21 protein-coding genes are annotated in these 22,779 nt (G+C 61.9%); 7 read left to right on the top strand and 14 right to left on the bottom strand.

Annotation, left to right across the window (positions count from 1 at the left end; genetic code table 11):
• Nucleotides 1-12 precede the first annotated feature (12 nt).
• The gene (gene dnaB, locus ACJ8IM_RS23620; RefSeq protein ID WP_025160134.1) at nucleotides 13-1,437 is read right to left on the bottom strand and encodes a replicative DNA helicase; all 1,425 of its coding nucleotides are present in this window, start codon (nucleotides 1,435-1,437) and stop codon (nucleotides 13-15) included.
• Between the two features lie 167 nt (nucleotides 1,438-1,604).
• Between dnaB and ACJ8IM_RS23615 the strand changes: the two genes are divergently transcribed.
• A complete protein-coding gene (locus ACJ8IM_RS23615; protein ID WP_033654713.1) occupies nucleotides 1,605-2,588 on the top strand; it encodes a quinone oxidoreductase in 984 nt (327 codons plus the stop codon).
• A 300-nt stretch (nucleotides 2,589-2,888) separates the two neighbouring features.
• Here ACJ8IM_RS23615 and pspG read toward each other — a convergent pair whose 3' ends face one another.
• From pspG to ACJ8IM_RS23600, 3 genes are all read right to left on the bottom strand, one after another.
• Entirely contained in the window at nucleotides 2,889-3,107 is a 219-nt protein-coding gene (pspG, locus tag ACJ8IM_RS23610; RefSeq protein WP_033654714.1) for an envelope stress response protein PspG, read from the bottom strand.
• Nucleotides 3,108-3,264: 157 nt separating this feature from the next.
• Nucleotides 3,265-4,275, bottom strand: a complete 1,011-nt coding sequence (dusA, locus tag ACJ8IM_RS23605) for a tRNA dihydrouridine(20/20a) synthase DusA (protein ID WP_033636201.1) — start codon at nucleotides 4,273-4,275, stop codon at nucleotides 3,265-3,267.
• 110 nt (nucleotides 4,276-4,385) lie between these two features.
• Entirely contained in the window at nucleotides 4,386-4,958 is a 573-nt protein-coding gene (locus ACJ8IM_RS23600) for a sugar O-acetyltransferase (protein WP_033654715.1), read from the bottom strand.
• A gap of 246 nt (nucleotides 4,959-5,204) precedes the next feature.
• Here ACJ8IM_RS23600 and zur point away from each other — a divergent pair, with 246 nt between their 5' ends.
• Nucleotides 5,205-5,717, top strand: coding sequence for a zinc uptake transcriptional repressor Zur (gene zur, locus ACJ8IM_RS23595; protein ID WP_015379223.1), 513 nt, complete (start codon nucleotides 5,205-5,207; stop codon nucleotides 5,715-5,717).
• Between the two features lie 102 nt (nucleotides 5,718-5,819).
• Here zur and ACJ8IM_RS23590 read toward each other — a convergent pair whose 3' ends face one another.
• The 4 genes from ACJ8IM_RS23590 to ACJ8IM_RS23575 all read right to left on the bottom strand — a co-directional run bounded on the left by ACJ8IM_RS23590 (nucleotide 5,820) and on the right by ACJ8IM_RS23575 (nucleotide 8,863).
• Nucleotides 5,820-6,029: a CsbD family protein gene (locus ACJ8IM_RS23590; RefSeq protein WP_033636203.1), complete on the bottom strand. Its 210-nt coding sequence runs from the start codon at nucleotides 6,027-6,029 to the stop codon at nucleotides 5,820-5,822.
• 315 nt (nucleotides 6,030-6,344) lie between these two features.
• A complete protein-coding gene (dinF, locus tag ACJ8IM_RS23585) occupies nucleotides 6,345-7,682 on the bottom strand; it encodes an MATE family efflux transporter DinF (protein WP_033636205.1) in 1,338 nt (445 codons plus the stop codon).
• A 101-nt stretch (nucleotides 7,683-7,783) separates the two neighbouring features.
• Nucleotides 7,784-8,392 carry a transcriptional repressor LexA gene (gene lexA / locus ACJ8IM_RS23580; protein ID WP_004936736.1) on the bottom strand — a complete coding sequence of 203 codons (609 nt, stop codon included), beginning with the start codon at nucleotides 8,390-8,392 and terminating at the stop codon, nucleotides 7,784-7,786.
• A gap of 102 nt (nucleotides 8,393-8,494) precedes the next feature.
• Entirely contained in the window at nucleotides 8,495-8,863 is a 369-nt protein-coding gene (locus ACJ8IM_RS23575; RefSeq protein ID WP_015379225.1) for a diacylglycerol kinase, read from the bottom strand.
• Between the two features lie 148 nt (nucleotides 8,864-9,011).
• On the opposite strand from ACJ8IM_RS23575, the gene plsB reads away from it, so the two are divergent.
• Entirely contained in the window at nucleotides 9,012-11,477 is a 2,466-nt protein-coding gene (gene plsB, locus ACJ8IM_RS23570) for a glycerol-3-phosphate 1-O-acyltransferase PlsB (RefSeq protein WP_033649708.1), read from the top strand.
• Nucleotides 11,478-11,542: 65 nt separating this feature from the next.
• Here the strand turns inward: plsB and ubiA are convergent, their stop codons facing one another.
• On the bottom strand, nucleotides 11,543-12,415 hold the full coding sequence (ubiA, locus tag ACJ8IM_RS23565) for a 4-hydroxybenzoate octaprenyltransferase (protein WP_033654716.1): 873 nt from the start codon (nucleotides 12,413-12,415) through the stop codon (nucleotides 11,543-11,545).
• A gap of 17 nt (nucleotides 12,416-12,432) precedes the next feature.
• Complete coding sequence (ubiC, locus tag ACJ8IM_RS23560; protein WP_033654717.1) at nucleotides 12,433-12,948, bottom strand: chorismate lyase; 516 nt, start codon at nucleotides 12,946-12,948, stop codon at nucleotides 12,433-12,435.
• A gap of 392 nt (nucleotides 12,949-13,340) precedes the next feature.
• On the opposite strand from ubiC, the gene ACJ8IM_RS23555 reads away from it, so the two are divergent.
• The 3 genes from ACJ8IM_RS23555 to ACJ8IM_RS23545 are packed head-to-tail and all read left to right on the top strand — an operon-like array spanning nucleotide 13,341 to nucleotide 16,754.
• Nucleotides 13,341-14,723 carry an MFS transporter gene (locus ACJ8IM_RS23555; protein WP_033654718.1) on the top strand — a complete coding sequence of 461 codons (1,383 nt, stop codon included), beginning with the start codon at nucleotides 13,341-13,343 and terminating at the stop codon, nucleotides 14,721-14,723.
• A 24-nt stretch (nucleotides 14,724-14,747) separates the two neighbouring features.
• Complete coding sequence (locus ACJ8IM_RS23550) at nucleotides 14,748-15,749, top strand: LacI family DNA-binding transcriptional regulator (protein ID WP_033649706.1); 1,002 nt, start codon at nucleotides 14,748-14,750, stop codon at nucleotides 15,747-15,749.
• A gap of 21 nt (nucleotides 15,750-15,770) precedes the next feature.
• A complete protein-coding gene (locus tag ACJ8IM_RS23545; protein WP_033654719.1) occupies nucleotides 15,771-16,754 on the top strand; it encodes a nucleoside hydrolase in 984 nt (327 codons plus the stop codon).
• A gap of 55 nt (nucleotides 16,755-16,809) precedes the next feature.
• On the opposite strand, the gene malM is transcribed toward ACJ8IM_RS23545, so the two are convergent.
• The 4 genes from malM to ACJ8IM_RS23525 form a co-directional block, all read right to left on the bottom strand.
• Nucleotides 16,810-17,715: a maltose operon protein MalM gene (gene malM / locus ACJ8IM_RS23540; RefSeq protein ID WP_033654720.1), complete on the bottom strand. Its 906-nt coding sequence runs from the start codon at nucleotides 17,713-17,715 to the stop codon at nucleotides 16,810-16,812.
• Between the two features lie 100 nt (nucleotides 17,716-17,815).
• The gene (locus ACJ8IM_RS23535) at nucleotides 17,816-19,108 is read right to left on the bottom strand and encodes a maltoporin (RefSeq protein WP_133160409.1); all 1,293 of its coding nucleotides are present in this window, start codon (nucleotides 19,106-19,108) and stop codon (nucleotides 17,816-17,818) included.
• 29 nt (nucleotides 19,109-19,137) lie between these two features.
• Entirely contained in the window at nucleotides 19,138-20,247 is a 1,110-nt protein-coding gene (gene malK / locus ACJ8IM_RS23530) for a maltose/maltodextrin ABC transporter ATP-binding protein MalK (protein ID WP_033636214.1), read from the bottom strand.
• Nucleotides 20,240-21,211 carry an alpha-amylase family glycosyl hydrolase gene (locus ACJ8IM_RS23525; protein ID WP_033638605.1) on the bottom strand — a complete coding sequence of 324 codons (972 nt, stop codon included), beginning with the start codon at nucleotides 21,209-21,211 and terminating at the stop codon, nucleotides 20,240-20,242. The genes malK and ACJ8IM_RS23525 overlap by 8 nt, the downstream gene beginning before the upstream one ends.
• Nucleotides 21,212-21,569: 358 nt before the next feature.
• Between ACJ8IM_RS23525 and malE the strand changes: the two genes are divergently transcribed.
• Nucleotides 21,570-22,763, top strand: a complete 1,194-nt coding sequence (gene malE / locus ACJ8IM_RS23520; protein ID WP_033636215.1) for a maltose/maltodextrin ABC transporter substrate-binding protein MalE — start codon at nucleotides 21,570-21,572, stop codon at nucleotides 22,761-22,763.
• Nucleotides 22,764-22,779: the final 16 nt, after the last annotated feature.

Genomic DNA, 22,779 nt, shown 5'->3' with positions numbered 1-22,779 from the left:
TTCCTTAGCTGATTATTCGTCATCGTATTGTGGCCCCGCGTAGTTATCGAAACGCGACCACTGGCCGTTAAAGGTAAGGCGCACGGTGCCGATCGGGCCGTTACGCTGCTTACCGATAATAATTTCCGCGATCCCTTTCAGATCGCTGTTCTCGTGATACACCTCATCACGATAGATGAACATAATCAGGTCGGCATCCTGCTCGATAGAGCCGGACTCACGCAGGTCGGAGTTGACCGGGCGCTTATCGGCGCGCTGCTCCAGGCTTCGGTTCAGCTGCGACAGCGCCACCACCGGCACCTGCAGCTCTTTCGCCAGCGCCTTCAGCGAGCGCGAAATCTCGGCGATCTCCAGCGTACGGTTGTCGGACAGGGCCGGCACGCGCATCAGCTGCAGGTAGTCGATCATGATGAGGCTTAGCCCGTCGTGCTCGCGGAAAATGCGCCGCGCGCGCGAGCGCACTTCGGTCGGCGTCAGGCCGGAGGAGTCGTCGATGTACATGTTGCGCTTTTCCAGCAGGATACCCATGGTGCTGGAAATGCGCGCCCAGTCCTCGTCGTCAAGCTGGCCGGTACGGATGCGCGTCTGATCCACGCGCGACAGCGACGCCAGCATACGCATCATGATCTGCTCGCCGGGCATCTCCAGGCTGAAGATCAGCACCGGTTTTTCCTGGGTCATCGCGGCGTTTTCGCACAGGTTCATGGCGAAGGTGGTTTTCCCCATCGAAGGACGGGCGGCGACGATGATCAGATCGGACTTTTGCATGCCCGCGGTTTTCTTGTTGAGATCCTGATAGCCGGTATCGACCCCGGTCACGCCATCGTGCGGCTGCTGATACAGCTGCTCAATGCGCGACACGGTGTCTTCCAGAATACGCTCGATGCCCTTCGGGCCCTCGTCTTTGCTGGCACGGTTCTCGGCGATTTGGAAGACGCGGGATTCCGCCAGATCGAGCAGGTCTTCGCTGCTGCGCCCCTGCGGATCGTAGCCGGCGTCGGCGATCTCGTTAGCCACCGAGATCATCTCGCGCACCACCGCGCGCTCGCGCACGATGTCGGCGTAGGCGCCGATGTTGGCGGCGCTCGGGGTGTTTTTCGACAGCTCGGCCAGGTAGGCGAAGCCGCCGACCGAGTCCAGTTCGCCCTTTTGTTCGAGCGATTCGGACAGGGTGATGAGGTCGATAGGCTTGCTCATCTCCAGCAGACGCTGCATCTCGGTAAAGATCAGGCGGTGCGGGCGGCTGAAGAAATCGTTGGCGACCACGCGCTCCGCCACGTTGTCCCAGCGCTCGTTATCCAGCATCAAACCGCCCAACACCGACTGCTCGGCCTCCAGCGAGTGCGGCGGCATCTTCAGCCCTTCCATCTGACGATCTCTGGAACGCTCTCTGGTTTCGTCCGCGTTTGTTTTGTTGGTTGGTTTTTTTCCTGCCATGAAACGTAGTCTTTATCCGGTTGCGAATGAAGGATCCTGACGCGAGAGTATACGTGATTTTTGCGCCATAACCGATGCAAAAAAGGTATTGAACACCGCACGGGCAAACTGGATCTCCGAGACTAAAAAGAATAGGGTGAAATCAGACACTCCAACGAGGTAACGATATGGCCAAGCGCATTCAATTCTCCGCCACCGGCGGGCCGGAAGTCTTGCAATACGTTGATTTTACACCACTCGATCCGGCTGCCGGGGAAGTGCAGATCGAGAACAAGGCGATCGGCATCAACTACATCGACACCTATGTGCGCAGCGGGCTGTACGCGCCGGCCAGCCTGCCGAGCGGCCTCGGCACCGAGGCGGCCGGCGTGGTGGTCAAGGTCGGCGCCGGGGTCAGCGCGATCAAACCGGGCGACCGGGTGGTGTATGCGCAGTCGTCGCTCGGCGCCTACAGCGAGATCCACAACGTGCCGGAAGAAAAAGTGGCGCTGCTGCCGCACAACCTCAGCTTTGAGCAGGGCGCCGCCTCTTTCCTCAAAGGGCTGACGGTGCACTACCTGCTGCGCCAGACTCACGAAGTGCAGCCGGGTGAAGTGTTCCTGTTCCATGCCGCCGCCGGCGGGGTTGGCCTTATCGCCTGCCAATGGGCCAAAGCGCTGGGTGCGCGCCTGATCGGCAGCGTCGGCTCCGACGAGAAGGCCGCCCTGGCGAAACAGGCCGGCGCCTGGGCCACCATCAACTACCACAAAGAGGATATCGCCCAGCGGGTGGCCGAGCTGACGCACGGCGAGAAGGTTGGCGTAGTGTACGATTCGGTGGGGCAAAGCACCTGGCAGGCCTCGCTCAACAGCCTGAAACGCCGCGGCCTGATGGTCAGTTTCGGCAATGCCTCCGGCCCGGTGACCGGCGTCGATCTGGCGCTGCTCAACCAGAAAGGATCGCTGTACGTCACCCGCCCTTCCCTCAACGGCTACGTCACCAACCGCGCCGAACTGCAGTACGCCAGCAACGAGCTGTTCTCGCTGATCGGCAGCGGCGCCATTCGGGTGGAGGTGAGAGACGAGCAGAAATTTGCGCTGGCCGACGCCCAGCGGGCGCACCAGGTGCTGGAAAGCCGCAGCACCAGCGGCTCCAGCCTGCTGATCCCCTGATAGCGGCAAAAGAAAAGGGCTCCTTGCGGAGCCCTTTCTGTTACTGCGTTTTGTAGGGGTAGAGCAGAGTCCGCCAGAGACAGGGGGTTGCTTTAGCAACACGAATTTTGGTTGTCTCTCACGGTGATGAAATCGGTCGCATCACTGCATCGCCCCACATCCTAACAGCCCCGTTCGGCAAAAAACACGCTTTATGTGCCACATCGCCGGGGAAAACTGCCAAGCTGTGATCGTTGCCGCATTCGCGGTGCGAAAAATTGTGCAAGTTTCAGTGTGACTGTCTGATTATTCAGCAAAAAATCAGTAACGCCTGGCCTGCGGTTTCTGCATCGTGCGGTAAATCCATACCCCGACCACCGCCAAAATCAGCCACGGCAGCAGCTTGATGACCACCGCGAACAACCCGCCCACCAGCATGAACGCCGCCGCCGCCAACAGCGCAGCGAAGATCCCCAGCAGCGAGATGCCGGTCACCATCAGCATCACCACAAAGCCAATGAGAAAGAAGATTTCCAACATGATTGCTCCTTTGCAACTCAACGTATCTGCTGAATGGATTACAAGAAGCGTGCCAGAATGGCGGAAGGGCTAACCAATTGAAAAGATGGGACAGGCATCCGGCAACGCGCCGAATGCCTGGCGAAAAAGACTAACTGTTGGTCAAAATTTTTGTGGGTTACGCCATTTCGACACGCGGCTGACGCACCAGCGCCAGCGCCTGCTCCACCACCCGCGCATCGGCGCCCGGCTTGTGGGCGTTCTCGCTCAGGTGGCGACGCCACTGGCGCGCGCCCGGCACGCCCTGGAACAAACCGAGGATGTGGCGGGTGATGTGGCCGAGATAGGTGCCGTTAGACAGCTCGCGCTCGATATACGGATACAGCGCTTCGACGATCGCCACGCTGTCCGGCACTGCGGTCTGCGCGCCGAACAGTTCGCTGTCGACCCGCGCCAGGATGCCCGGATTCTGGTACGCCTCGCGCCCCATCATCACGCCGTCCAGATGCTGCAGGTGCTGCCGCGCCTCCTCCAGCGTTTTCACCCCGCCGTTGATGGCGATGGTCAGCGCCGGGAAATCCCGCTTCAGCTGATAAACGCGCGGGTAGTCCAGCGGCGGCACTTCGCGGTTCTCTTTCGGGCTGAGGCCGGAGAGCCAGGCCTTGCGCGCGTGAATGGTGAACATGTCGCACTCACCGCGCCCGGCGACGGTCTCGATAAAGTCGCACAGGAAGGCGTAGCTGTCCTGATCGTCGATGCCGATGCGGGTCTTCACCGTCACCGGGATCGACACCACGTCGCGCATCGCCTTGATGCAGTCGGCGACCAGCGTCGCCTGCCCCATCAAACAGGCGCCGAACATGCCGTTTTGCACGCGATCGGACGGGCAGCCGACGTTGAGGTTAATCTCGTCGTAACCGCGCTGCTCCGCCAGTTTGGCGCAGTGCGCCAGCGCGGCCGGATCGCTGCCGCCCAGCTGCAGCGCCACCGGATGCTCTTCTTCGCTGTAGGCCAGGTAGTCGCCTTTACCGTGGATGATCGCGCCGGTGGTCACCATTTCGGTGTACAGCAGCGTTTCCTTGGTCAGCAGGCGGTGGAAGTAACGGCAATGACGATCGGTCCAGTCGAGCATCGGCGCGATGGAGAAACGATTGGCGGCGTAGGTTGGGGCGTGGTTGTCTTTCGTCATGCTGAGTTACTGGCTACCTGAGTCTGTCTGGGTTCAACGAACGGCGCGCGGCCGCAAACGGCTATTATAACGACAATCGGCGCCGTTGGGAAAACCGCCTTATCTGCGCCCTATTCCAACGCGCGGATAACCCGGCACGGCTGCCCCAGCGCCAGCACGTTGGCCGGGATGTCGCCGGTCACGATGCTGCCCGCGCCGATAGTGGTGCCGTCGCCGATGGTCACGCCCGGCAAGATCACCACGTTACCGCCGATCCACACATTGCTGCCGATGGACACCGGCTGCGCCGAGGTGCGGAAAGGGAAAGCCGGGTCACCGGTAAAGCGTTCACCGGCCTTCAGCGGATGACTCGGCGTGTAGATTTGCACGTTGGGGCCGATCAGCGTGTTGTCGCCGATGGTGATGGTATTGCAGTCGAGGAACACCGCATTGACGTTGATAAAACAGTTCTTGCCGATGCGGACATGTTGCCCGTAGTCGCACCAGAACGGCGTTTCGATCCAGCTCGCCTCGCCCCAGGCGCCGAACAGTTCGCCGAGCAGACGGTTTTTCTCGTCCGCCTGATGCGAACCCAGCTCGCCCAGGCTTTTGGTCAACGCTCTGGCCCGATGGTACATAGCAATCAATTCTTCATCGCGGCTGTTGTACACCTGGCCGCTTAACAGCTTCTCTCTTTCCGTCATCGTACAATGGCTCCTGCTCATCACGCGGGTGAAGCGCGTTATACCGCTCTCGCCCGCCGCTCTCCAGCGCTAAAACCGGCAATGTTGATTTGTCGCCCTGCGGCGGGGAAAAGTTGTGATGCATCTCTCTTTTAGCGCACTCTGCGCGCCTTTCCCTGCGCAATCCTCAGGGGAAAAGGGGGCAACTCTCGGCGATTCGCCGTAATCATGGTAAAATCGGCTTTTTTACGTACCGGGATATTTGCGATGAACTCAACCACCCAGGAAAAGCTGCTGGCGCAGGCGGAACGCCTCTGCCAGCAACGCAATGTGCGATTGACGCCGCAGCGGCTGGAAGTGCTGCGTCTGATGACTCAGCAACCCGGTGCAATCAGCGCTTATGACCTGCTCGATCTGCTGCGCGTCGCCGAACCGCAGGCCAAGCCGCCGACGGTCTATCGCGCGCTGGATTTTCTGCTGGAGCAAGGGTTTATCCATAGAGTGGAATCCGCCAACAGCTACGTGCTGTGCCACCATTTTGAACAGCCGATGCACACGTCCGCACTGTTTATCTGCGATCGCTGCGGCCAGGTGACCGAACGCACCACCGAAGGCGTAGAGGAAACGCTGCAGAAGCTGGCGCAGGAAGCCGGATTTGCGCTGCGGCACAGCGTGGTGGAAGCGCACGGTCTGTGCGCCGGCTGCGTGGAGGTTGAGGCGTGCGACAGCAAGCATGACTGCGCCGAACACGATCACAGCATCGCCATCAAGAAGAAGTAAGACGAAGTCAGGTACCTCCCTGTACCTGCGGCCGGGGCGCCAGAGGATGAGAGCGACGCCGGCCTGCGCTGGGCAAGCCGCCTTCAATGGCGGCCCTGCAAATTACCAGCGGTGCTTGGTGTGTTCTTCCCAGGCCTTCACCTCTTTCTCGGCCGCCTCTTTCTGGTAACCGTAGCGCTCCTGGATTTTGCCGACCAGCTGTTCGCGTTTCCCTTCGATGACCGTCAGATCGTCATCGGTCAGCTTGCCCCATTTTTCCTTCACTTTGCCTTTCAGCTGCTTCCAGTTACCGTCGGCTTGATCTTTATTCATAGTCTCTCCGTTAACCTGTGGTGAATCAGTGATCCCTGTCGCCGGCCGGGGTTAACCAGAAATTTTTCTGGCTGATGCTCCCTTCACCTTAAGGAGCACCGTTCCCCTTCATGTACCAGCCACATGATTCATTCTAGTTAAACGTGGAAATAAAAAAGCCAAAACACAGAATAAAAAACCATTAACTGACAAAATAAAAACAAAAAACGCCAGTAAACAACAAACTAACGCGAACGGGACCAGGCTGAAAACATGTAAGCAAACATGACAAAAAACATAAGAAAAACTAACCATTATCCCAACGGAACGCCCGGGTTAATGTGCGGTAAACCAGCTGCCGCGCACCTGGTGGCGGTGCCAAATCCAGCCCAACGCCACGCCGCGCAACGTCAGAAACACCGCCAGCGCCAGCCAAAGCCCGTGGTTACCAAGCAGTGGCACGCTGAACAGCGTCAGACCATACCCTGCCGCAGCCACCGCCATGCTGTTACGCATCTCGGCGCCGCGCGTGGCGCCGATAAACATGCCGTCCAGCAAATAGCACCACACCCCGACCAGCGGCAGAATGACCTGCCACGGTAAATAATGGGCGGCCAACGCACGCAGCTCCGGCAAGGAGGTCAACGCCGCCACGATCTGCTGGCCGGTAACGGCATACGCCAGGCCGAAGGCCAACGCGACCAGCCCCGCCTGCCTGCAGGCCGCGTGCCACACCTTACGCAGTTGGCTATCGTCCCGGGCGCCGTAGGCGTGGCCTGAATGGGCCTCCACCGCATAAGCGAAGCCGTCGAGTGCATAGGCGGTGAACGTCAGCAGATTCATCAATACCGCATTGACCGCCACCACCTCGCTCCCCAGGCGAGCGCCGAAAATGGTCAGCGACGCAAAGCACAGTTGCAGCAACAGTGAACGCAGCATGATGTCGCGGTTGAGCGCCAGCAGGCGACGCAGATCGCCGCGCCAAGCCTGGCGCAGCATCGGCAGGGTAATACCGCGCAGGCGCATCACCCGCCACGCCAGCCACAGGCCGAGCAACAGCGTGGCGTATTCGGCGATGGCGGTGGCCGCCGCCGCCCCTCGCACGTTCCAGCCCAGGCCCATCACCAGCCAGATATCCAGTACGATATTCAGCAGGTTGCCGACGATCAGCAGGATCACCGGCGCCCGCACGTACTGCACGCCGAGCAGCCAGCCCAGCAGCACCAGATTGGCCAGCGCCGCCGGGGCGCTGAGCCAGCGGATCTCAAGAAAACGCCGCGCCTGTTCCAGCACTTCGCCATCGCCACCGACGATCCGCAGCGCCAGTTCGATCAGCGGATAACGCAGCAGGACGATCGCCGCTCCGGCCAGCAGCGCCAACAGCAGCGGTTGCATAAAGGCGCGCGCCAGCGCCTGCGGGTTCTGTGCCCCCAGCGCCTGCGCCGCCAGGCCGGTGGTGCTCATGCGCAGGAACAACAGCAGCATGAACAGGAAGCTGGTCGCCACCGCGCCGATCGCGACGCCCCCCAGATAGATCGGGCTGTCGAGGTGGCCGATCACCGCGGTGTCCACCAGCCCGAGCAGCGGCACGGTAATATTGGAGAAAATCATCGGCAGGGCCAGGCGCCACAGAGCTTTATCGGTGTCGCTGGTAAAGGCGGAAATCAAGCGCATGATGAGACGTTCCCGTAGCGGTGGCGAATGGCAAGGTCAGAAACAAAAACGCCCCAGAACAGGGGCGATTGATACAGGAGGCGGCACTGAGGGTGCGACGATTAAATCCAGTCGCCGTTGCGGATCACGCCGACCGCCAGCCCTTCGATAGTGAAATTCTGCTGACGCAGATCGACCACGATCGGTTGGAATTCGTTGTTCTCTGGCAGCAGTTCAACCACGTTGCCGTGCTTTTTCAGGCGCTTGACCGTCACTTCGTCTTCGATGCGCGCCACCACGACCTGGCCATTGCGCACGTCTTGCGTTTTGTGCACCGCCAGCAGATCGCCATCCAGAATGCCGATGTCGCGCATCGACATGCCGTTCACCCGCAGCAGGAAATCGGCGCTCGGTTTAAACAGGGAAGGATCCACCTGGTAGTGCCCTTCGATGTGCTGCTGCGCCAGCAGCGGCTCGCCGGCGGCGACGCGGCCGATCAGCGGCAGTCCCTCTTCTTCTTCCATCAGCAGGCGGATACCGCGCGAAGCACCGGAGACGATTTCGATCACGCCTTTGCGTGCCAGCGCCTTCAGGTGTTCTTCGGCGGCGTTAGGCGAACGGAACCCCAGACGCATCGCGATCTCGGCACGCGTTGGCGGCATGCCCGTTTGCGAAATGTGCTCGCGAATCAGGTCGTAGACCTCTTGCTGTCTGGTAGTTAGTGCTTTCATTCCGCCCCCTGTTTGTTTATACAGTCTTGCTGTGAGTATATACAGGTAAGCGCGGATTGGGAACCGAAGATTAAATAAAAATCAGTCAGTAGGCGCTTTTCGTCAGCCGAAGTGCTGCCATAAGACCGTGCCCCAAACGAACAGCGCCAGCACGATCGCCAGCGACACCGCCGCCGATCCCATGTCCTTGGCCCGGCCGGACAGCTCGTGATGTTCGCTGCCGATGCGATCCACCACCGCCTCGATCGCGCTGTTCAGGATCTCGACGATCATCACCAGCGCTACCGATCCGATCAATAAAATGCGCGCTATCGCACCCACATCCAGCCAGACAGCCAGTATGATAGCCAGGAGGGTGACCACCAGTTCCTGGCGGAACGCCGCTTCGTGCTGCCAGGCGGCGGAAAGCCCTTTATAGGAATAGCCGGCGGCCTTGATGATGCGGGTCAGGCCGGTTGCTTGGTTTGCCATGTTTTCGTGCCTTTCTCAGAGGTCGGTCATAATAAAAAGAGTCTAGAACAGTCCGCGCTGACGGCTCTCGGTTTTCGAACACCACAGATCTGCTACCCGGTTTCTGGTATGCTTGCGGCGCATTGCTAACAAGAGGCTTCACGTTGTTATGTCAGGTTGGCGTAAAATTTATTATAAAATATTGAATTTACCACTTAAATTGTTGGTAAGAAGTAAGGTCATCCCTTCAGATCCGGTTACCGAGCTAGGGTTGGATCCCTCACGGCCGATTTTGTATGTTTTACCTTACAATTCCAAGGCGGATTTGCTGACGCTGCGCACCCAGTGCCTGGCGCAGGATCTGCCCGATCCGCTCAACTCGCTGGAGATCGACGGCACCGTGCTGCCGAGCTACGTGTTCATTCACGACGGCCCGCGCGTGTTCCGCTATTACACCCCGAAAGAAGAGTCGGTAAAGCTGTTCCACGACTATCTGGATCTGCATCGCAGCAATCCGGATCTCGACATTCAGATGCTGCCGGTTTCGGTGATGTTCGGCCGCTCGCCGGGCCGCGAAGGCCACGGTACGCCGCACCTGCGTCTGTTGAACGGCGTGCAGAAATTCTTCGCCGTGCTGTGGCTCGGCCGCGACAGCTTCGTGCGTTTCTCCAACACCGTTTCGCTGCGCCGCATGGCCACCGAACACGGAACGGATAAAACCATCGCGCAGAAACTGGCGCGCGTGGCGCGCATGCACTTCTCGCGTCAGCGCCTGGCCGCCGTGGGCCCGAGCCTGCCGGCCCGTCAGGATCTGTTCAACAAGCTGTTGGCGTCCAAAGCGATCGAAAAAGCGGTCGAGGACGAAGCGCGCAGCAAGAAGATCTCACACGAGAAGGCCCAGCAAAACGCCATCGCGCTGATGGAAGAGATCGCCGCCGATTTCTCCTATGAAACCGTGCGCCTGTCCGACCGCGTGCTGAGCTGGACCTGGAACCGGCTGTATCAGGGCATCAACGTCACCAACGCCGAGCGCGTGCGCCAGCTGGCGCAGGACGGCCACGAGATCGTCTACGTGCCCTGCCACCGCAGCCACATGGACTATCTGCTGCTGTCCTACGTGCTGTATCACCAGGGCCTGGTGCCGCCACACATCGCCGCCGGCATCAACCTCAACTTCTGGCCGGCCGGCCCGATCTTCCGTCGCCTGGGCGCGTTCTTCATCCGCCGCACCTTCAAGGGCAACAAGCTGTACTCGACGGTGTTCCGCGAATACCTCGGCGAGCTGTTCACCCGCGGTTACTCGGTGGAATACTTCGTGGAAGGCGGCCGTTCCCGCACCGGGCGCCTGCTGGAGCCGAAGACCGGCACCCTGTCGATGACCATCCAGGCGATGCTGCGCGGCGGCACCCGTCCGATCACGCTGGTGCCGATTTACATCGGTTACGAGCACGTGATGGAAGTGGGTACCTATGCCAAAGAGCTGCGCGGCGCCACCAAGGAAAAAGAGAGCCTGCCGCAGATGCTGCGCGGCCTGCGTAAGCTGCGCAACCTGGGCCAGGGTTACGTCAACTTCGGCGAACCGCTGCCGTTGACGGCTTACCTCAACCAGAACGTGCCGCAGTGGCGTGAGTCGATCGATCCGATCGAAGCCCAGCGCCCAAGCTGGCTGACGCCGACGGTCAACGATCTGGCCGGCCAGATCATGGTGCGCATCAACAACGCCGCCGCGGCCAACGCCATGAACCTGTGTTCCACCGCGCTGCTGGCCTCGCGTCAGCGTTCGCTGACCCGCGAGCAGCTGATAGAACAGCTCGAGTGCTACCTGCAGCTGATGCGCAACGCGCCTTACGCGCGTGACGTCACCGTGCCGACGCAAACGCCGGACGAGCTGCTGGATCACGCGCTGAACATGAACAAGTTCGAGGTGGAGAAGGACAGCATCGGCGACATCATCATCCTGCCGCGCGAGCAGGCGGTGCTGATGACCTATTACCGCAACAACATCCACCACCTGCTGGTGCTGCCGTCGCTGATCGCCAGCATCGTGATGCATCACCGACGGGTATCGCGCGCCGAGCTGCTGCGCCAAATCGGCATGATCTATCCGATGCTGAAAGCCGAGCTGTTCCTGCATAACGACAAGGAACAGCTGCCGGAGGTGCTGCGGCCGGTGATCGACGAGCTGATCCGTCAACAGCTGATCTGCGACAAAGGCGACGAGCTGGTGCTGAACCCGGCGCGCATTCGCCCGCTGCAGCTGCTGGCCGCCGGGGTGCGCGAAACCCTGCAACGCTACGCCATCACCATGTCGATCCTCAGCGCCAACCCGAGCATCAACCGCGGCGCGCTGGAGAAAGAGAGCCGCATCATGGCGCAGCGTCTGTCGGTGCTGCACGGCATCAACGCGCCGGAATTCTTCGACAAGGCGGTGTTCTCCACCCTGGTGGCAACGCTGCGCGAAGAAGGCTATATCAACGACAGCGGCGATGCGATCCGCGAGCACACCCTCGAGGTGTACAACATGCTGAGCGATCTGATCACGCCGGAGATCAAGCTGACCATCGAAAGCGTCAACATGCCGGAAGAAACCAACGCCCTGCCGCAATCCGATGCGGAAGAAGAGAAAGACGAGTGATTTCGCCCGGCGCGGAAACACAAAAGGCACCCTAGGGGTGCCTTTTTTCTTGCGGAAGGGAAGCGTTACGTCGGCAGATAGCTCAGCGCGATACCGATGAACACCACCAGCCCCACATAGTTGTTCTGCAGGAAGGCCTTGAAGCAGGCCTCGCGCTCGCGGCCGGCGATCTGTTTCTGCTGGTGAATGAACAGCGCGCCCGCCAGCAGCAGTGACCAGTAAAACGCCCCGCCGAGCTGCGCCAGATAACCGACCCACACCAGCAGCAGCAGCGTCGCGAACTGCAGCAGCCCGACGATCAGCTTGTCATAACGGCCGAACAGGATAGCGGTGGATTTGATGCCGATCTTCAGGTCATCGTCGCGGTCGACCATCGCATACAGCGTATCGTAGGCCACCGTCCAGCAGATGTTGGCCAGCAGCAGCAGCCAGCAGCTGAGCGGCAGCGATTCGCTGACCGCCGCATAGCCCATCGGAATGCCCCAGCCGAACGCGGCGCCCAGCACGAACTGCGGCAGGTTGGTCACCCGCTTCATAAACGGGTACGCCCAGGCCAGCGCCAGCGCCGCCAGCGACAGCCAGATGGTCATAGCATTCAGCGTCAACACCAGGCAGAACGAGACCAGCACCAGCACCACGAACAGCACCTTGGCCTCTTTCGCGCTCACCCGGCCGCTCGGCATCGGCCGCCCGGCGGTGCGTTTCACGTAGCCGTCCACCGCGCGATCGGCGTAATCATTCACCACGCAGCCGGCGGCGCGCATCAGGAACACGCCGAGCACGAACACCAGCAAAATCGACAGCGGTGGCACGCCTTTCCCGGCCAGCCACAGCGCCCACAGCGTCGGCCACAGCAGCAACAGCGTGCCGATCGGTTTATCAATGCGCATCAAATGGCTGTAAGCCCGCCATTTACTTTGAGTCACGCTTCCCTCCAAGGTCTTGCTCTCCTCTCTTATGCAGGAACCGCTGAATACAGCGGCGAAGCCGGTAAAAACAGTTCGGTCAGCAACAGCGGTTTGCCCGCCAGCCGCAGCCGTGAACGGCGCGCCCACAGCGCGTCCTGTCGGCCGATATGGATATAGTCGCGGGTCAGCTCGCCGCTGCTGAACAGGTAGCGCCCCAGCGGCAGCGTGCCCAGATCCACCAGCGCCTGGTCGGGGCCGGTCAGCGTATTTTCCGGGATCACCGTGCGCCCCAGCAGCCAGGGCTGGTCATCGCCCAGCAGCACCACTTCGCGCAGCCAGTAGCGCGGGCTGTCGGGCAGGTGCTTCGCCTCGTCGCCCAGCGCCTCGCGCGTGACGAAGCATTCGCGCTGCGGTTCGACGCGCACCTGGGCGCAATGGCGTTCAAATCGGCGGGTCATGGAGCCTAACTCCATCAGCCAGTCGCTGACGGTGGCGGGCGCCGGAGGATCCTGTTCGGACAACCACTCCAGCGGCGGCAGGATGGAATCCCTGATGCCAGACATTGCTTTACTCCTCGCCTGAACCGCAGCCGGTAAGGCGCGCCAGACGATACAAACTGTTAACAGGCCCCCATTGTAGCGCAGAAATGCGAAAGCGGCAGGCTGATTCGTGGCGAAAACGGCAGGCCTATCGGCCGGAAAAACCGGGGTTCTGTCATCTTTTTGCCATCCGTATTCTCTATCTTCGTTCCCCGGCACGATGACGATTCTGTGATCGCCTGCAAAGTTTCATCTTTGTCGCGTTGTTTTATCTACGCGCGTAGATACTCTGACACCGCAGCGTTGAATCGCCATGCGTCCGACATCATTTGTCGGCACACCTTTGTTGCCGGCACCAGGGAAACCATCTTTAACCGCGCCCCTCCAGGCGCAGAACAAAAGAGGATAGCACCGTCATGAGCGAAACAACGCTTGCCACTCCACAGACCGCCGACGCCGCGCTGGCGGCCGATGAACGCCTGGCAACCAAAGAGGGGCGCAGCCAATTTTGGCGCGCCACCTTCTCCTGCTGGCTCGGCACCGCCATGGAATACGTCGACTTCGCGCTGTACGGCCTAGCGGCCGGCATGGTGTTCGGCGATGTGTTCTTCCCCGAGGCCACGCCGCTGGTCGCCCTGCTGGCCAGCTTCGCCACCTACTCCGTCGGTTTCGTCGCGCGGCCGATCGGCGCGCTGGTGTTCGGCTGGATCGGCGATCGCAAAGGCCGCCGCGTGGTGCTGATCACCACCGTGGCGCTGATGGGCATTTCCACCACGCTGATCGGCCTGATCCCCTCCTATGCGCAAATCGGCGTCTGGGCGCCCACCTGCCTGGTGATCCTGCGCTTCGCGCAGGGATTCGGCGCCGGCGCGGAGCTGTCCGGCGGCGCGGTGATGCTGGCGGAATACGCGCCGGCCAAGCGGCGCGGGCTGGTGGCCTCGATCATCGCCATCGGCTCCAACAGCGGCACCCTGCTGGCGTCGCTGGTATGGCTGCTGGTGCTGCAACTCGACAAGGAAGATCTGATGAGCTGGGGTTGGCGCATTCCGTTCCTCGCCAGCATTCTGATCGCCGGGGTGGCGCTGTACCTGCGCCGTCACGTGCGCGAAACGCCGGTGTTCGAGCGCGAGCTGCAACAAAACCACCAGCGCATGCTGGACGCCGCTCAGGCCGCGCCGGACTCACGCAGCTACCTGCAGCGCACCAAAGCGTTCTGGGTGATGCTCGGCCTGCGCATCGGCGAAAACGGCCCCTCCTATCTGTGCCAGGGCTTTATCGTCGGCTACGTCGCCAAGGTGCTGATGGTCGATAAATCGGTGCCGGCGCTGGCGGTGCTGATCGCCTCGCTGTGCGGTTTTCTGGTGATCCCGCTGGCCGGCTGGCTGTCCGATCGCTTCGGCCGCCGCGTCACCTACCGCTGGTTCTGCCTGCTGCTGGTGCTGTACGCCTTCCCGGCGTTCTGGCTGCTCGACAGCCGTGAACCGGCGATCGTCATCTCGGTGATCGTGGTCGGCATGTGCATCGCATCGCTGGGGATTTTCGGCGTGCAGGCGGCCTACGGCGTCGAACTGTTCGGCGTGAAGAACCGCTACTCCAAGATGGCGTTCGCCAAGGAGCTCGGCTCGATCCTCTCCGGCGGCACCGCGCCGCTGATCGCCACCGCGCTGCTCTCCGGCTTCGGTCACTGGTGGCCTGTCGCCGCCTATTTTGTTGTAATGGCGGGCATCGGCTTAATCACCACCTTCTTTGCTCCCGAAACCCGCGGCCGCGATCTCAACCTGCCGCAGGATGCCGCGTAGCGAGAAGGCGAACAGGATCTCAATTTGGATAATCACTCCGCGCGACGCGTTACCCGCGCCGACGTGGCCCGCGTAGCGGGCACCTCCGTCGCCGTGGTCAGCTACGTGATCAACAACGGCCCGCGCCCGGTGGCGGAAGCCACCCGGCTGCGCGTGCTGGCGGCGATCGAGCAGACCGGCTACCGGCCGAACGACATCGCGCGGGCGCTGGCCTCCGGCAGCACGCAAACCTACGGGCTGGTGGTGCCGGATATTTCCAACCCGTTCTTCGCCACTCTGGCGCGGGCGCTGCAGCAGGAAGCCTTCAGCCGCGGCCGCGTGCTGCTGCTGGGCGATGCCGGCGACGATCGTCAGCGCGAGTATGAGCTTATCAACAACCTGCTGCGCCGCCAGGTCGATGGCCTGCTGTACACCAGCGTCGATCGCCACCCGTGGTTCGATCTGATCCGCGCTTCCGGCACCCCCTGCGTGATGATAGACACCATCGATAGCCAGGCCGGCGTTTGCGCCATCCGCGTCGACGAGCGCGACGCCGCTTGCCAGGCGACCCGCCATCTGCTGCAGCACGGCTATCGCGACATCGGCATTTTTATCGGTCCGCTGACCATGCTCAACGCGCAGGATCGCCTGAACGGCTGGCGCGATGCGCTGCTGGAGGCGGGCATCGCGCCACGCGACGCGTGGATTTTCGAAGCGCCTTACACCCGCCAGGGCGGTTACCAGGCCACCCAGCGCCTGGTGCAAGGCCCGCGCCCGCGCGCCGTTTTCACCTCCAACGAGCAGCAGGCGCTCGGCTGCCTGTCGGCGCTGGCGGAGCATGGGCTGCGCGCGCCGGACGATCTGGCGCTGATCTGTTTTAACGGCACGCAACAATCCGAATTCAGCGTGCCGCCGCTCAGCGCGGTCGAGCAGCCGATCGACGCCATGGCCAAGCGGGCCATCGCCATGCTGGCCGCCGGCGCCGCGCCCGCCGAGCTGCATGAGTTCGCTTTTCAACTGCGCATCCGCCGTTCGTGCGGCTGTTAGCGGTTTTTCAGGACACCTTATATGCGTTTAATCATTGATTGCGATCCCGGCAACGGCGTTCCCGGCGCCAACGTCGACGACGGCCTGGCGCTGGCCCTGGCGCTGGCGGCCAAACCGCAGCTGCAGCTGGAGTTGATCAGCATCGTGGCCGGCAACACCCCGCGTGAAGTGGGCTTCGCCGTCGCCAGCGATCTGCTGGCGCAGAGCGGTTATCAGGTGCCGGTCGCCCTCGGCGCGGCGCGCGCCCTGAGCGAACCGCCGGAGCCGTGGCGCGCACACCTGGACCGCCCGATCGCCGATCCTAAGCTGGCGGCGCTGTGGCGTGACCTGCCCGCGCCCTCGCTGGCCAACGCGCCCGCGCCGGACGCCGCCATCGCCATCGGCGAACTGATCTGCCGGCATCCCGGCGAGATCACGCTGGCGGCTATCGGCCCGCTGACCAACGTTGCGCACGCCATGCAGCTTTACCCGCAGATGGCGCAGGCGGTGAAAGAGATCGTGATTATGGGCGGCGTGTTCAACGTTGAGGGATATATCAAAGACACCAATTTCGGCCTGGATCCGGAAGCGGCGCGGCTGGTGTTGAACAGCGGCGCCGCTATCACGCTGGCGCCGCTGGATGTCACCACTCAGACCATGCTGACCCAGGCGGATCTGGCCGCGTTGACCCAGCCGGATACCCCGCTGTGCCGCTATTTGCGCGCCACGACGCAGCCGTGGATCGACTATTCGCGCCATACGCGGCGCCTGCCGGGCTGCTGGATCCATGATGCGCTGGTGATAGCCTGGCTGCTGGCGCCGCAGCTGGTCACCACCGAGATGTTTCATGTGGATGTGGCGCTGGAAGGGGCGTTGACGCGCGGCAGCTCACGCCGCTGGCGGCCGGACAGCCTGCGCCTGACGGTCGGCATGCCGGCGCCGCAGGGCAAGCCGGTGCGCGTCATGCAACAGGTGGACAACGCCCGTCTGCTGGCGTTGATCGGCGCAACGCTGGCCCGCGGATGAAAAAAGGTGCGCCAAAGCGCACCAATCATCGAGCCAGCATCGGCAGCGCCGGGTGTTACCCCTTGCCTTTAACGCTGCTGATAAACGTTTTACGCGCGGTGCTCGAGCCCAGTTTCTCGGCCTCATTCATCAGCTTCAGCGCCTTGTCGATATCGCCCGCCTTCACCGCCTGCTTGATGCCGTTATTGAAGTAGCTTTCGGTATCGTTGAGCATCGGCTCCGCCGGTTTCTCCGGCGCTGGCGCAGGCGCCGCCACGGCAGCAGGGGCGGTCGAGCCCACCACCACCGGCGCCACGGTCGGCGCAGGCTGCAGCATGCCGATCATCACGTTGCCGGTGCCCTGTTCCGCGGTCACCTTAAGCTTCAGCGTGCCGGTCGTCGCGTGGCCGGCGATCGGATCCGGGATATCCGGCACCGCGTTGCCCACGCCCTGCGCATAGGCCTTGGCCGGGTTGGTCAGCTGCGTGGTTTTCGCCAAGTCCTGACGGGTGGTGTACACCAGCAGGTAAATCTGTTTTTGACCGAGCGCCGGCGTCAGTTTCAGCGTGCCTTCGAGGCGATCGGAGGACATCGCCCCCGGCGGCTGATACGGGAAATAGCTGCTCGGGTAATACGCCGCCGGGCGCAGATGCTCATCCAGTACCAGCACGCTCGGCGCATACAGCGAATTGTTTTTGGCGAGGCTGCTCAGCGTCACTTCCAGCGAACCGCGATCGGCCGGCAGCGTATAGGCGGCGATCGCTCCCTGAATCTCGCCCTGATTGAGCTGCGGGCTGACGGCGTCGAGCTTCACCTCTTGCGACACCGGCGGCTGCAGCGGCTGCCACGGCAGGCTTTGCAGCGTGGCGGCGCTGATGGCCGGCGCGACGGAAACGTTGGCCGGCGTGTCGGCGTTGGCCGCCAAAGGCGCGCCGACGGTCAGCGCCAGCGACAGGCAGAGTGACAGCAGATTCTTTTTCATCGTTATATCCTCTTTCAGCGCCGCGGCGGATCAGGCAAGAGATCCGGCCGCGGCGAATGCGGTTGGGGGAGAGCCGATGGCCCTCCCCGCCCTGTCGTCGTTACCACCAAATTTCCATCTGGGCGCCGAAGGTGACTTCGTCATCCTTGCCGCGGCTGAAGGTATGCATGCTGGTGTCGTTGTAAGCGGTGCCGGTATTATACCCGGTGTCGTCACCGGTGGCGTAGCCCCACTTCTCATCCCACTTGGCGTAGGTGGCGAACAGGCGGATGGCCGGACGCGACCAGATGCTGTTGCCCGCCTGCCACTGCTGCGCCAGGGTCACTTTATACTGGCCGTTGCGATCGCCGGTGCGCTGGGATTTGACGTTGTCATAGCCGGCTTCCAGCAGGGTGCTCATGATCGGCGTCCATTTGTACATCGGGCGCACGCCCACGGTGTACCAGGTGGTGCCGTTGTTGTTATCGCGGTCGATGTCCTGGAACATGGCGACGTACATCAGCGCCCATTGATCGTTGAAGTCGATGGCGCCGTGATCCAGCACGCGGATCATCTTGCCGTTGTTATCGATGGTGGCGCCTTCGTTGCGGCCGTTGTTCTGCGAGGTCATCGAGTCGGTGGCGTACTGCAGCACGAATTTGTTGTAGCCGCTCAGGATGCTCTGCGTGTGTTCCGCGGTGAACATCCAGCCGTCTTTGCTGGCGCCGTCGGCCAGGCGATAGTTATCCTGCGCATTGGCGCGGCCGTAGTCCACGCCCAGCTCCAGGGTGCCGCCCGGGTTCAGCTCCAGGCCGGCCAGACGCAGGTCGAAGGTGTCGTTGACGGTTGGGCGCTGTTTCCATTCGTTATCCAGGTAGCCGTAAGAGCCGCCGGATTCGGAGTTGCGGGTCACGGCGGCGGACAGCTTGCCGAAGCCCAGATCGATGTTTTCCAGACCGGCGCCCGGGCCGGAGATATCCCAGTAGTAGAAGTCGATCATGTGAACGTCATGACGCTGATAGAAGCGCTTACCGGCCCACAGCGTGGAGCCCGGCAGCCAGTCGATCAGGTTTTTACCCTGCACGTTGACTTCGCGGAAGCCCGGGGTCACGTCTTCCCAGTCGGAACGTTGCGAGACCGAATAGGCCAGGTTGGTGTCGAAATAGAAGCTCTTGTCGCCTTCTTTCCACACTTCCTGCCCCAGTTTCAGTTCGGCGTAGGTTTCGCATTCGTTGCCGAGACGGTATTTGCTCGCGGCACCGGTGGCCTTGAAGCACTGTTGCTCACCGCCGCTGCCGGTCCAGCCGATGCCGGAACGGGCGTAACCGTGAAAATCCACGGCCAGCGCCTGGGTAGAGAGAACACCGGCGGCGACAGCCAGTGCCAGAGGAAGTTTGCGCAGAGTAGTCATCATTATTCTCCTGTTATACCGACTTTGATGCTTTAAACGCCCGGCTCCTGGTGCAGCCGTTTACATGCCGTACCGTCTTCACGGAACAGGTGGCAACGATGAGGCGGCAGGCCGATGGCGAATGTGGCACCTTCTTCTACCAGCACCACGTCATTCTGGCGGTACACCAGGTTTTGACGGATGGCCGGGATTTGGATGTGGATTTGCGTCTCGTTGCCGAGCTGCTCCACCACCTGTACGTCGCCGGTAAGCCGCACTTCTGAGGCTTCGCCGGGCAGCAGATGTTCAGGGCGAATGCCCAGTGACAGGTTGGCGCCGGGCTGAACGCCCTCGCCTTCCACCGGCAGCCAGACCAGCTGGCGGTTGGGCAGTTCGACCTGCACCTGTTGCGGCTGCGCCGCGGTCACCTTGACCGGCAGGAAGTTCATCTTCGGCGAGCCGATAAACCCGGCGACGAAGCGGTTGGCCGGGTAGTGATACAGCTCCAGCGGCTTGCCGACCTGCGCCACGCGACCGGCGTCGAGCACCACGATCTTGTCGGCCAGCGTCATCGCTTCGACCTGATCGTGGGTGACGTAAATCATGGTGCGCTGCAGGCGCTTGTGCAGACGGGAAATCTCGATGCGCATCTGCACCCGCAGCGCGGCGTCGAGGTTGGACAGCGGTTCGTCGAGCAGGAACACGTCCGGCTCGGCCACCAGCGTGCGGCCGATCGCCACGCGCTGACGCTGCCCGCCGGACAGCGCCTTCGGCCGCCGATCGAGCAGGTGCGCCAGCTGCAGCACCTCGGAAACCTGATTCACCCGTTGATTGATTTCCGCTTTCCTGGCGCCGGCCAGCTTCAGGCCGAACGACATGTTGTCCGCCACCGACAGGTGCGGATACAGCGCGTAGGACTGGAACACCATGCCGATGCCGCGCTCGGAAGGCGGTACCTCATTCATACGTTTCTCGCCGATCAGCAGGTCGCCGGAGGTGATGTCCTCCAGCCCGGCGATCATGCGCAGCAGCGTCGATTTACCGCAGCCCGACGGCCCGACAAACACCACAAACTCGCCGTCTTCGATGGTCAGATTGACGTCTTTGGAAATCACGGCCTCACCGAAGGCCTTATAAACGCTGCGCAGTGTCACGCTAGCCATGCGTTACTCCCCTGCTTTCGCAGTTAACATGTCGTGTGAAAATGGCGGAGGCAAAGCCCGCCAAAACCCATTGATGACCCTCTTGCTGCGCGCCGTGCTGCCATGCCAACGGCAAGGTCGCCTCAGACGGCGCGGCCGCCTGAGTATAAGGCTGCAGGTTTATCAGCGCTTCAAGGCATTGATCCTGATGGGTAATAAGTAAGCGCACCACGCCGTCCCGCTGGCTGATCGCGTTCAATTCGCCGCGCTGGATGAGCGGCGAACGGCGCAGGGCCAACAGCGCCTGGCAGTAACGTAAGGTGGAGTGGCTGTCGTGCTGTTGGCGGCTGATGGCCAATGCGCGGTGTTCGATCGCCACCTGTTGATACCAGCTGATTTCGCCGGCGGTGACCTGTTCGGGGGCTTCATGCCACGGCATCGGCGTTTGCGCGCCGCGCGGATCCTGCAGCCCGGCGGCATGCGGCAGCCCCAGCTCCTCGCCCTGGTACAGGCAGATCGGCGCCGGCAACATCGCCAACAGCGTCAAAAAGGCGGCGGCGGAACGCAGGTCGCCCTGCCCCCAGCGGCTGACCACTCTTGGCTGATCGGCGTCGCCGGTGCTCCACAGGCTGTCCGCCAACGTGGCGCGGCGGGCGTGCAGCACCGCCACCAGCTTCTCCGCGCTGAACGGCATCACGTCCAGCGCCAGCGCGCCGTGGACGAACCGCTGTGGCGCAACGGCATTGCGAACGCGGTTGGCTTCATCGCCATACCACAGCGTCAGCCCTTCGGCCGTCACCGTCGCCTCGGCCTCCGGCGCCAGCGTCTGCGGCAGCAACAGGCCGTCGATCGACAGCGCTTTCAGGTACGGCAGCGCCGCCAGCATGCCGTGCGCGTCGCCCACGCCGTCCCCGTTTCCGTCACGGAAACTGGCCGGATGGATCCGGTACAGGGTGGGCTGAGTGGCGATAGGCATTGACGACATAAATCCGGTATCCCTGCTGCGCGTGGCGTTAAAAATCAATGGGCCGATAGTGCGGGAGTCGCCGGAAAGGGTAATCATCCGTAACAGGATTTTTCATGGGGGAGGAGGCGGGAGGATGAGAGAACGACCGCGGCGATGAGAAGTTCCGCGCTTAAGGCAAATCTGTGATCCGTCTGGCAAAAATCGCCCCCCTATTTTGTGCCTGACGCCACAGAATAGAGCGCAACGTTAACTGGATCACACTCCTCATCTCAGGGGCGTAGAGGGGGGGAGGATGAGAATATGTCGCGTTGTGACCCACTATTACCGCGAAACGTCACTCCTTGATTTATGTGCCCACAAAAAGAAGGACTGGATTATGACTCGCAGCATTACCCTCGCCCGCACGCTGGCGCTCTCGGCACTGGCCACCCTGGTGCTCTCTTCTTCCGCCTTCGCCAAGATCGAGGAAGGCAAACTGGTTATCTGGATCAACGGCGACAAGGGCTATAACGGCCTGGCCGAAGTCGGCAAGAAATTCGAAAAAGACACCGGCATCAAGGTTACCGTCGAACACCCGGACAAGCTGGAAGAAAAATACCCGCAGGTGGCCGCCACCGGCGACGGCCCTGACATCATTTTCTGGGCCCACGACCGCTTCGGCGGCTATGCGCAGTCCGGCCTGCTGGCCGAAATCCACCCGTCCAAAGCCTTCCAGGACAAGCTGTTTCCGTTCACCTGGGACGCCGTGCGTTATGACGGCAAGCTGATCGGCTACCCGATCGCCGTCGAGGCGCTGTCGCTGATTTACAACAAAGACCTGGTCAAACAGCCGCCGAAGACCTGGGAAGAGATCCCGGCGCTGGACAAGCAGCTGCGCGCCAACGGCAAGAGCGCCATCATGTGGAACCTGCAGGAACCCTACTTCACCTGGCCTATCATCGCCGCCGACGGCGGTTATGCCTTCAAGTATGAAAACGGTAAATACAACATCAAGGATGTCGGCGTCGCCAACGCCGGTTCGCAGGCCGGTCTGCAGTTCATCGTCGATCTGGTGAAAAACAAGCACATCAACGCCGATACCGATTACTCGATCGCCGAAGCCGCGTTCAACAAAGGCCAGACCGCGATGACCATCAACGGGCCGTGGGCCTGGAACAACATCGAGCAGAGCAAAATCAACTACGGCGTGACGCTGCTGCCGACCTTCAAAGGCAAACCGTCCAAGCCGTTCGTCGGCGTGCTGACCGCCGGCATCAACGCCGCCAGCCCGAATAAAGAGCTGGCGACCGAGTTCCTCGAGAACTACCTGCTGACCAACGAAGGGCTGGCGGACGTCAACAAAGACAAGCCGCTGGGCGCGGTGGCACTGAAGTCCTACCAGGAAACGCTGGCCAAAGATCCGAAGATCGCCGCCACCATGCAGAACTCGCAAAACGGGGAAATCATGCCGAACATCCCGCAGATGAGCGCCTTCTGGTACGCCGAACGCAGCGCGGTGATCAACGCCGTCAGCGGCCGTCAGACGGTGAAAGCCGCGCTGGACGACGTGCAGACCCGCATCACCAAGTAACGACGTCGTGCGGGGT

Source organism: Serratia sp. CY33525, from assembly GCF_052169115.1.
GTDB lineage: Bacteria > Pseudomonadota > Gammaproteobacteria > Enterobacterales > Enterobacteriaceae > Serratia > Serratia sarumanii.
The sequence above is the reverse complement of the archived record's forward strand: the minus strand, read 5'-3'. Positions and strand labels throughout refer to the sequence as shown.

Bases quoted from the DNA above. Each gene is read 5' to 3' on its own strand.
- ACJ8IM_RS23545 (WP_033654719.1), top strand. From the start codon at position 15,771: ATGCGTTTAATCATTGATTGCGATCCCGGCAACGGCGTTCCCGGCGCC.
- zur (WP_015379223.1), top strand. From the start codon at position 5,205: ATGAACTCAACCACCCAGGAAAAGCTGCTGGCGCAGGCGGAACGCCTC.
- ACJ8IM_RS23575 (WP_015379225.1), bottom strand. From the start codon at position 8,863: ATGGCAAACCAAGCAACCGGCCTGACCCGCATCATCAAGGCCGCCGGC.
- lexA (WP_004936736.1), bottom strand. From the start codon at position 8,392: ATGAAAGCACTAACTACCAGACAGCAAGAGGTCTACGACCTGATTCGC.
- ACJ8IM_RS23600 (WP_033654715.1), bottom strand. From the start codon at position 4,958: ATGACGGAAAGAGAGAAGCTGTTAAGCGGCCAGGTGTACAACAGCCGC.
- ACJ8IM_RS23615 (WP_033654713.1), top strand. From the start codon at position 1,605: ATGGCCAAGCGCATTCAATTCTCCGCCACCGGCGGGCCGGAAGTCTTG.
- pspG (WP_033654714.1), bottom strand. From the start codon at position 3,107: ATGTTGGAAATCTTCTTTCTCATTGGCTTTGTGGTGATGCTGATGGTG.
- ACJ8IM_RS23525 (WP_033638605.1), bottom strand. From the start codon at position 21,211: ATGTCGTCAATGCCTATCGCCACTCAGCCCACCCTGTACCGGATCCAT.
- dusA (WP_033636201.1), bottom strand. From the start codon at position 4,275: ATGACGAAAGACAACCACGCCCCAACCTACGCCGCCAATCGTTTCTCC.
- ACJ8IM_RS23535 (WP_133160409.1), bottom strand. From the start codon at position 19,108: ATGATGACTACTCTGCGCAAACTTCCTCTGGCACTGGCTGTCGCCGCC.
- dinF (WP_033636205.1), bottom strand. From the start codon at position 7,682: ATGCGCTTGATTTCCGCCTTTACCAGCGACACCGATAAAGCTCTGTGG.
- ACJ8IM_RS23590 (WP_033636203.1), bottom strand. From the start codon at position 6,029: ATGAATAAAGATCAAGCCGACGGTAACTGGAAGCAGCTGAAAGGCAAA.
- dnaB (WP_025160134.1), bottom strand. From the start codon at position 1,437: ATGGCAGGAAAAAAACCAACCAACAAAACAAACGCGGACGAAACCAGA.
- malE (WP_033636215.1), top strand. From the start codon at position 21,570: ATGACTCGCAGCATTACCCTCGCCCGCACGCTGGCGCTCTCGGCACTG.
- plsB (WP_033649708.1), top strand. From the start codon at position 9,012: ATGTCAGGTTGGCGTAAAATTTATTATAAAATATTGAATTTACCACTT.
- malM (WP_033654720.1), bottom strand. From the start codon at position 17,715: ATGAAAAAGAATCTGCTGTCACTCTGCCTGTCGCTGGCGCTGACCGTC.
- ubiC (WP_033654717.1), bottom strand. From the start codon at position 12,948: ATGTCTGGCATCAGGGATTCCATCCTGCCGCCGCTGGAGTGGTTGTCC.
- malK (WP_033636214.1), bottom strand. From the start codon at position 20,247: ATGGCTAGCGTGACACTGCGCAGCGTTTATAAGGCCTTCGGTGAGGCC.
- ACJ8IM_RS23555 (WP_033654718.1), top strand. From the start codon at position 13,341: ATGAGCGAAACAACGCTTGCCACTCCACAGACCGCCGACGCCGCGCTG.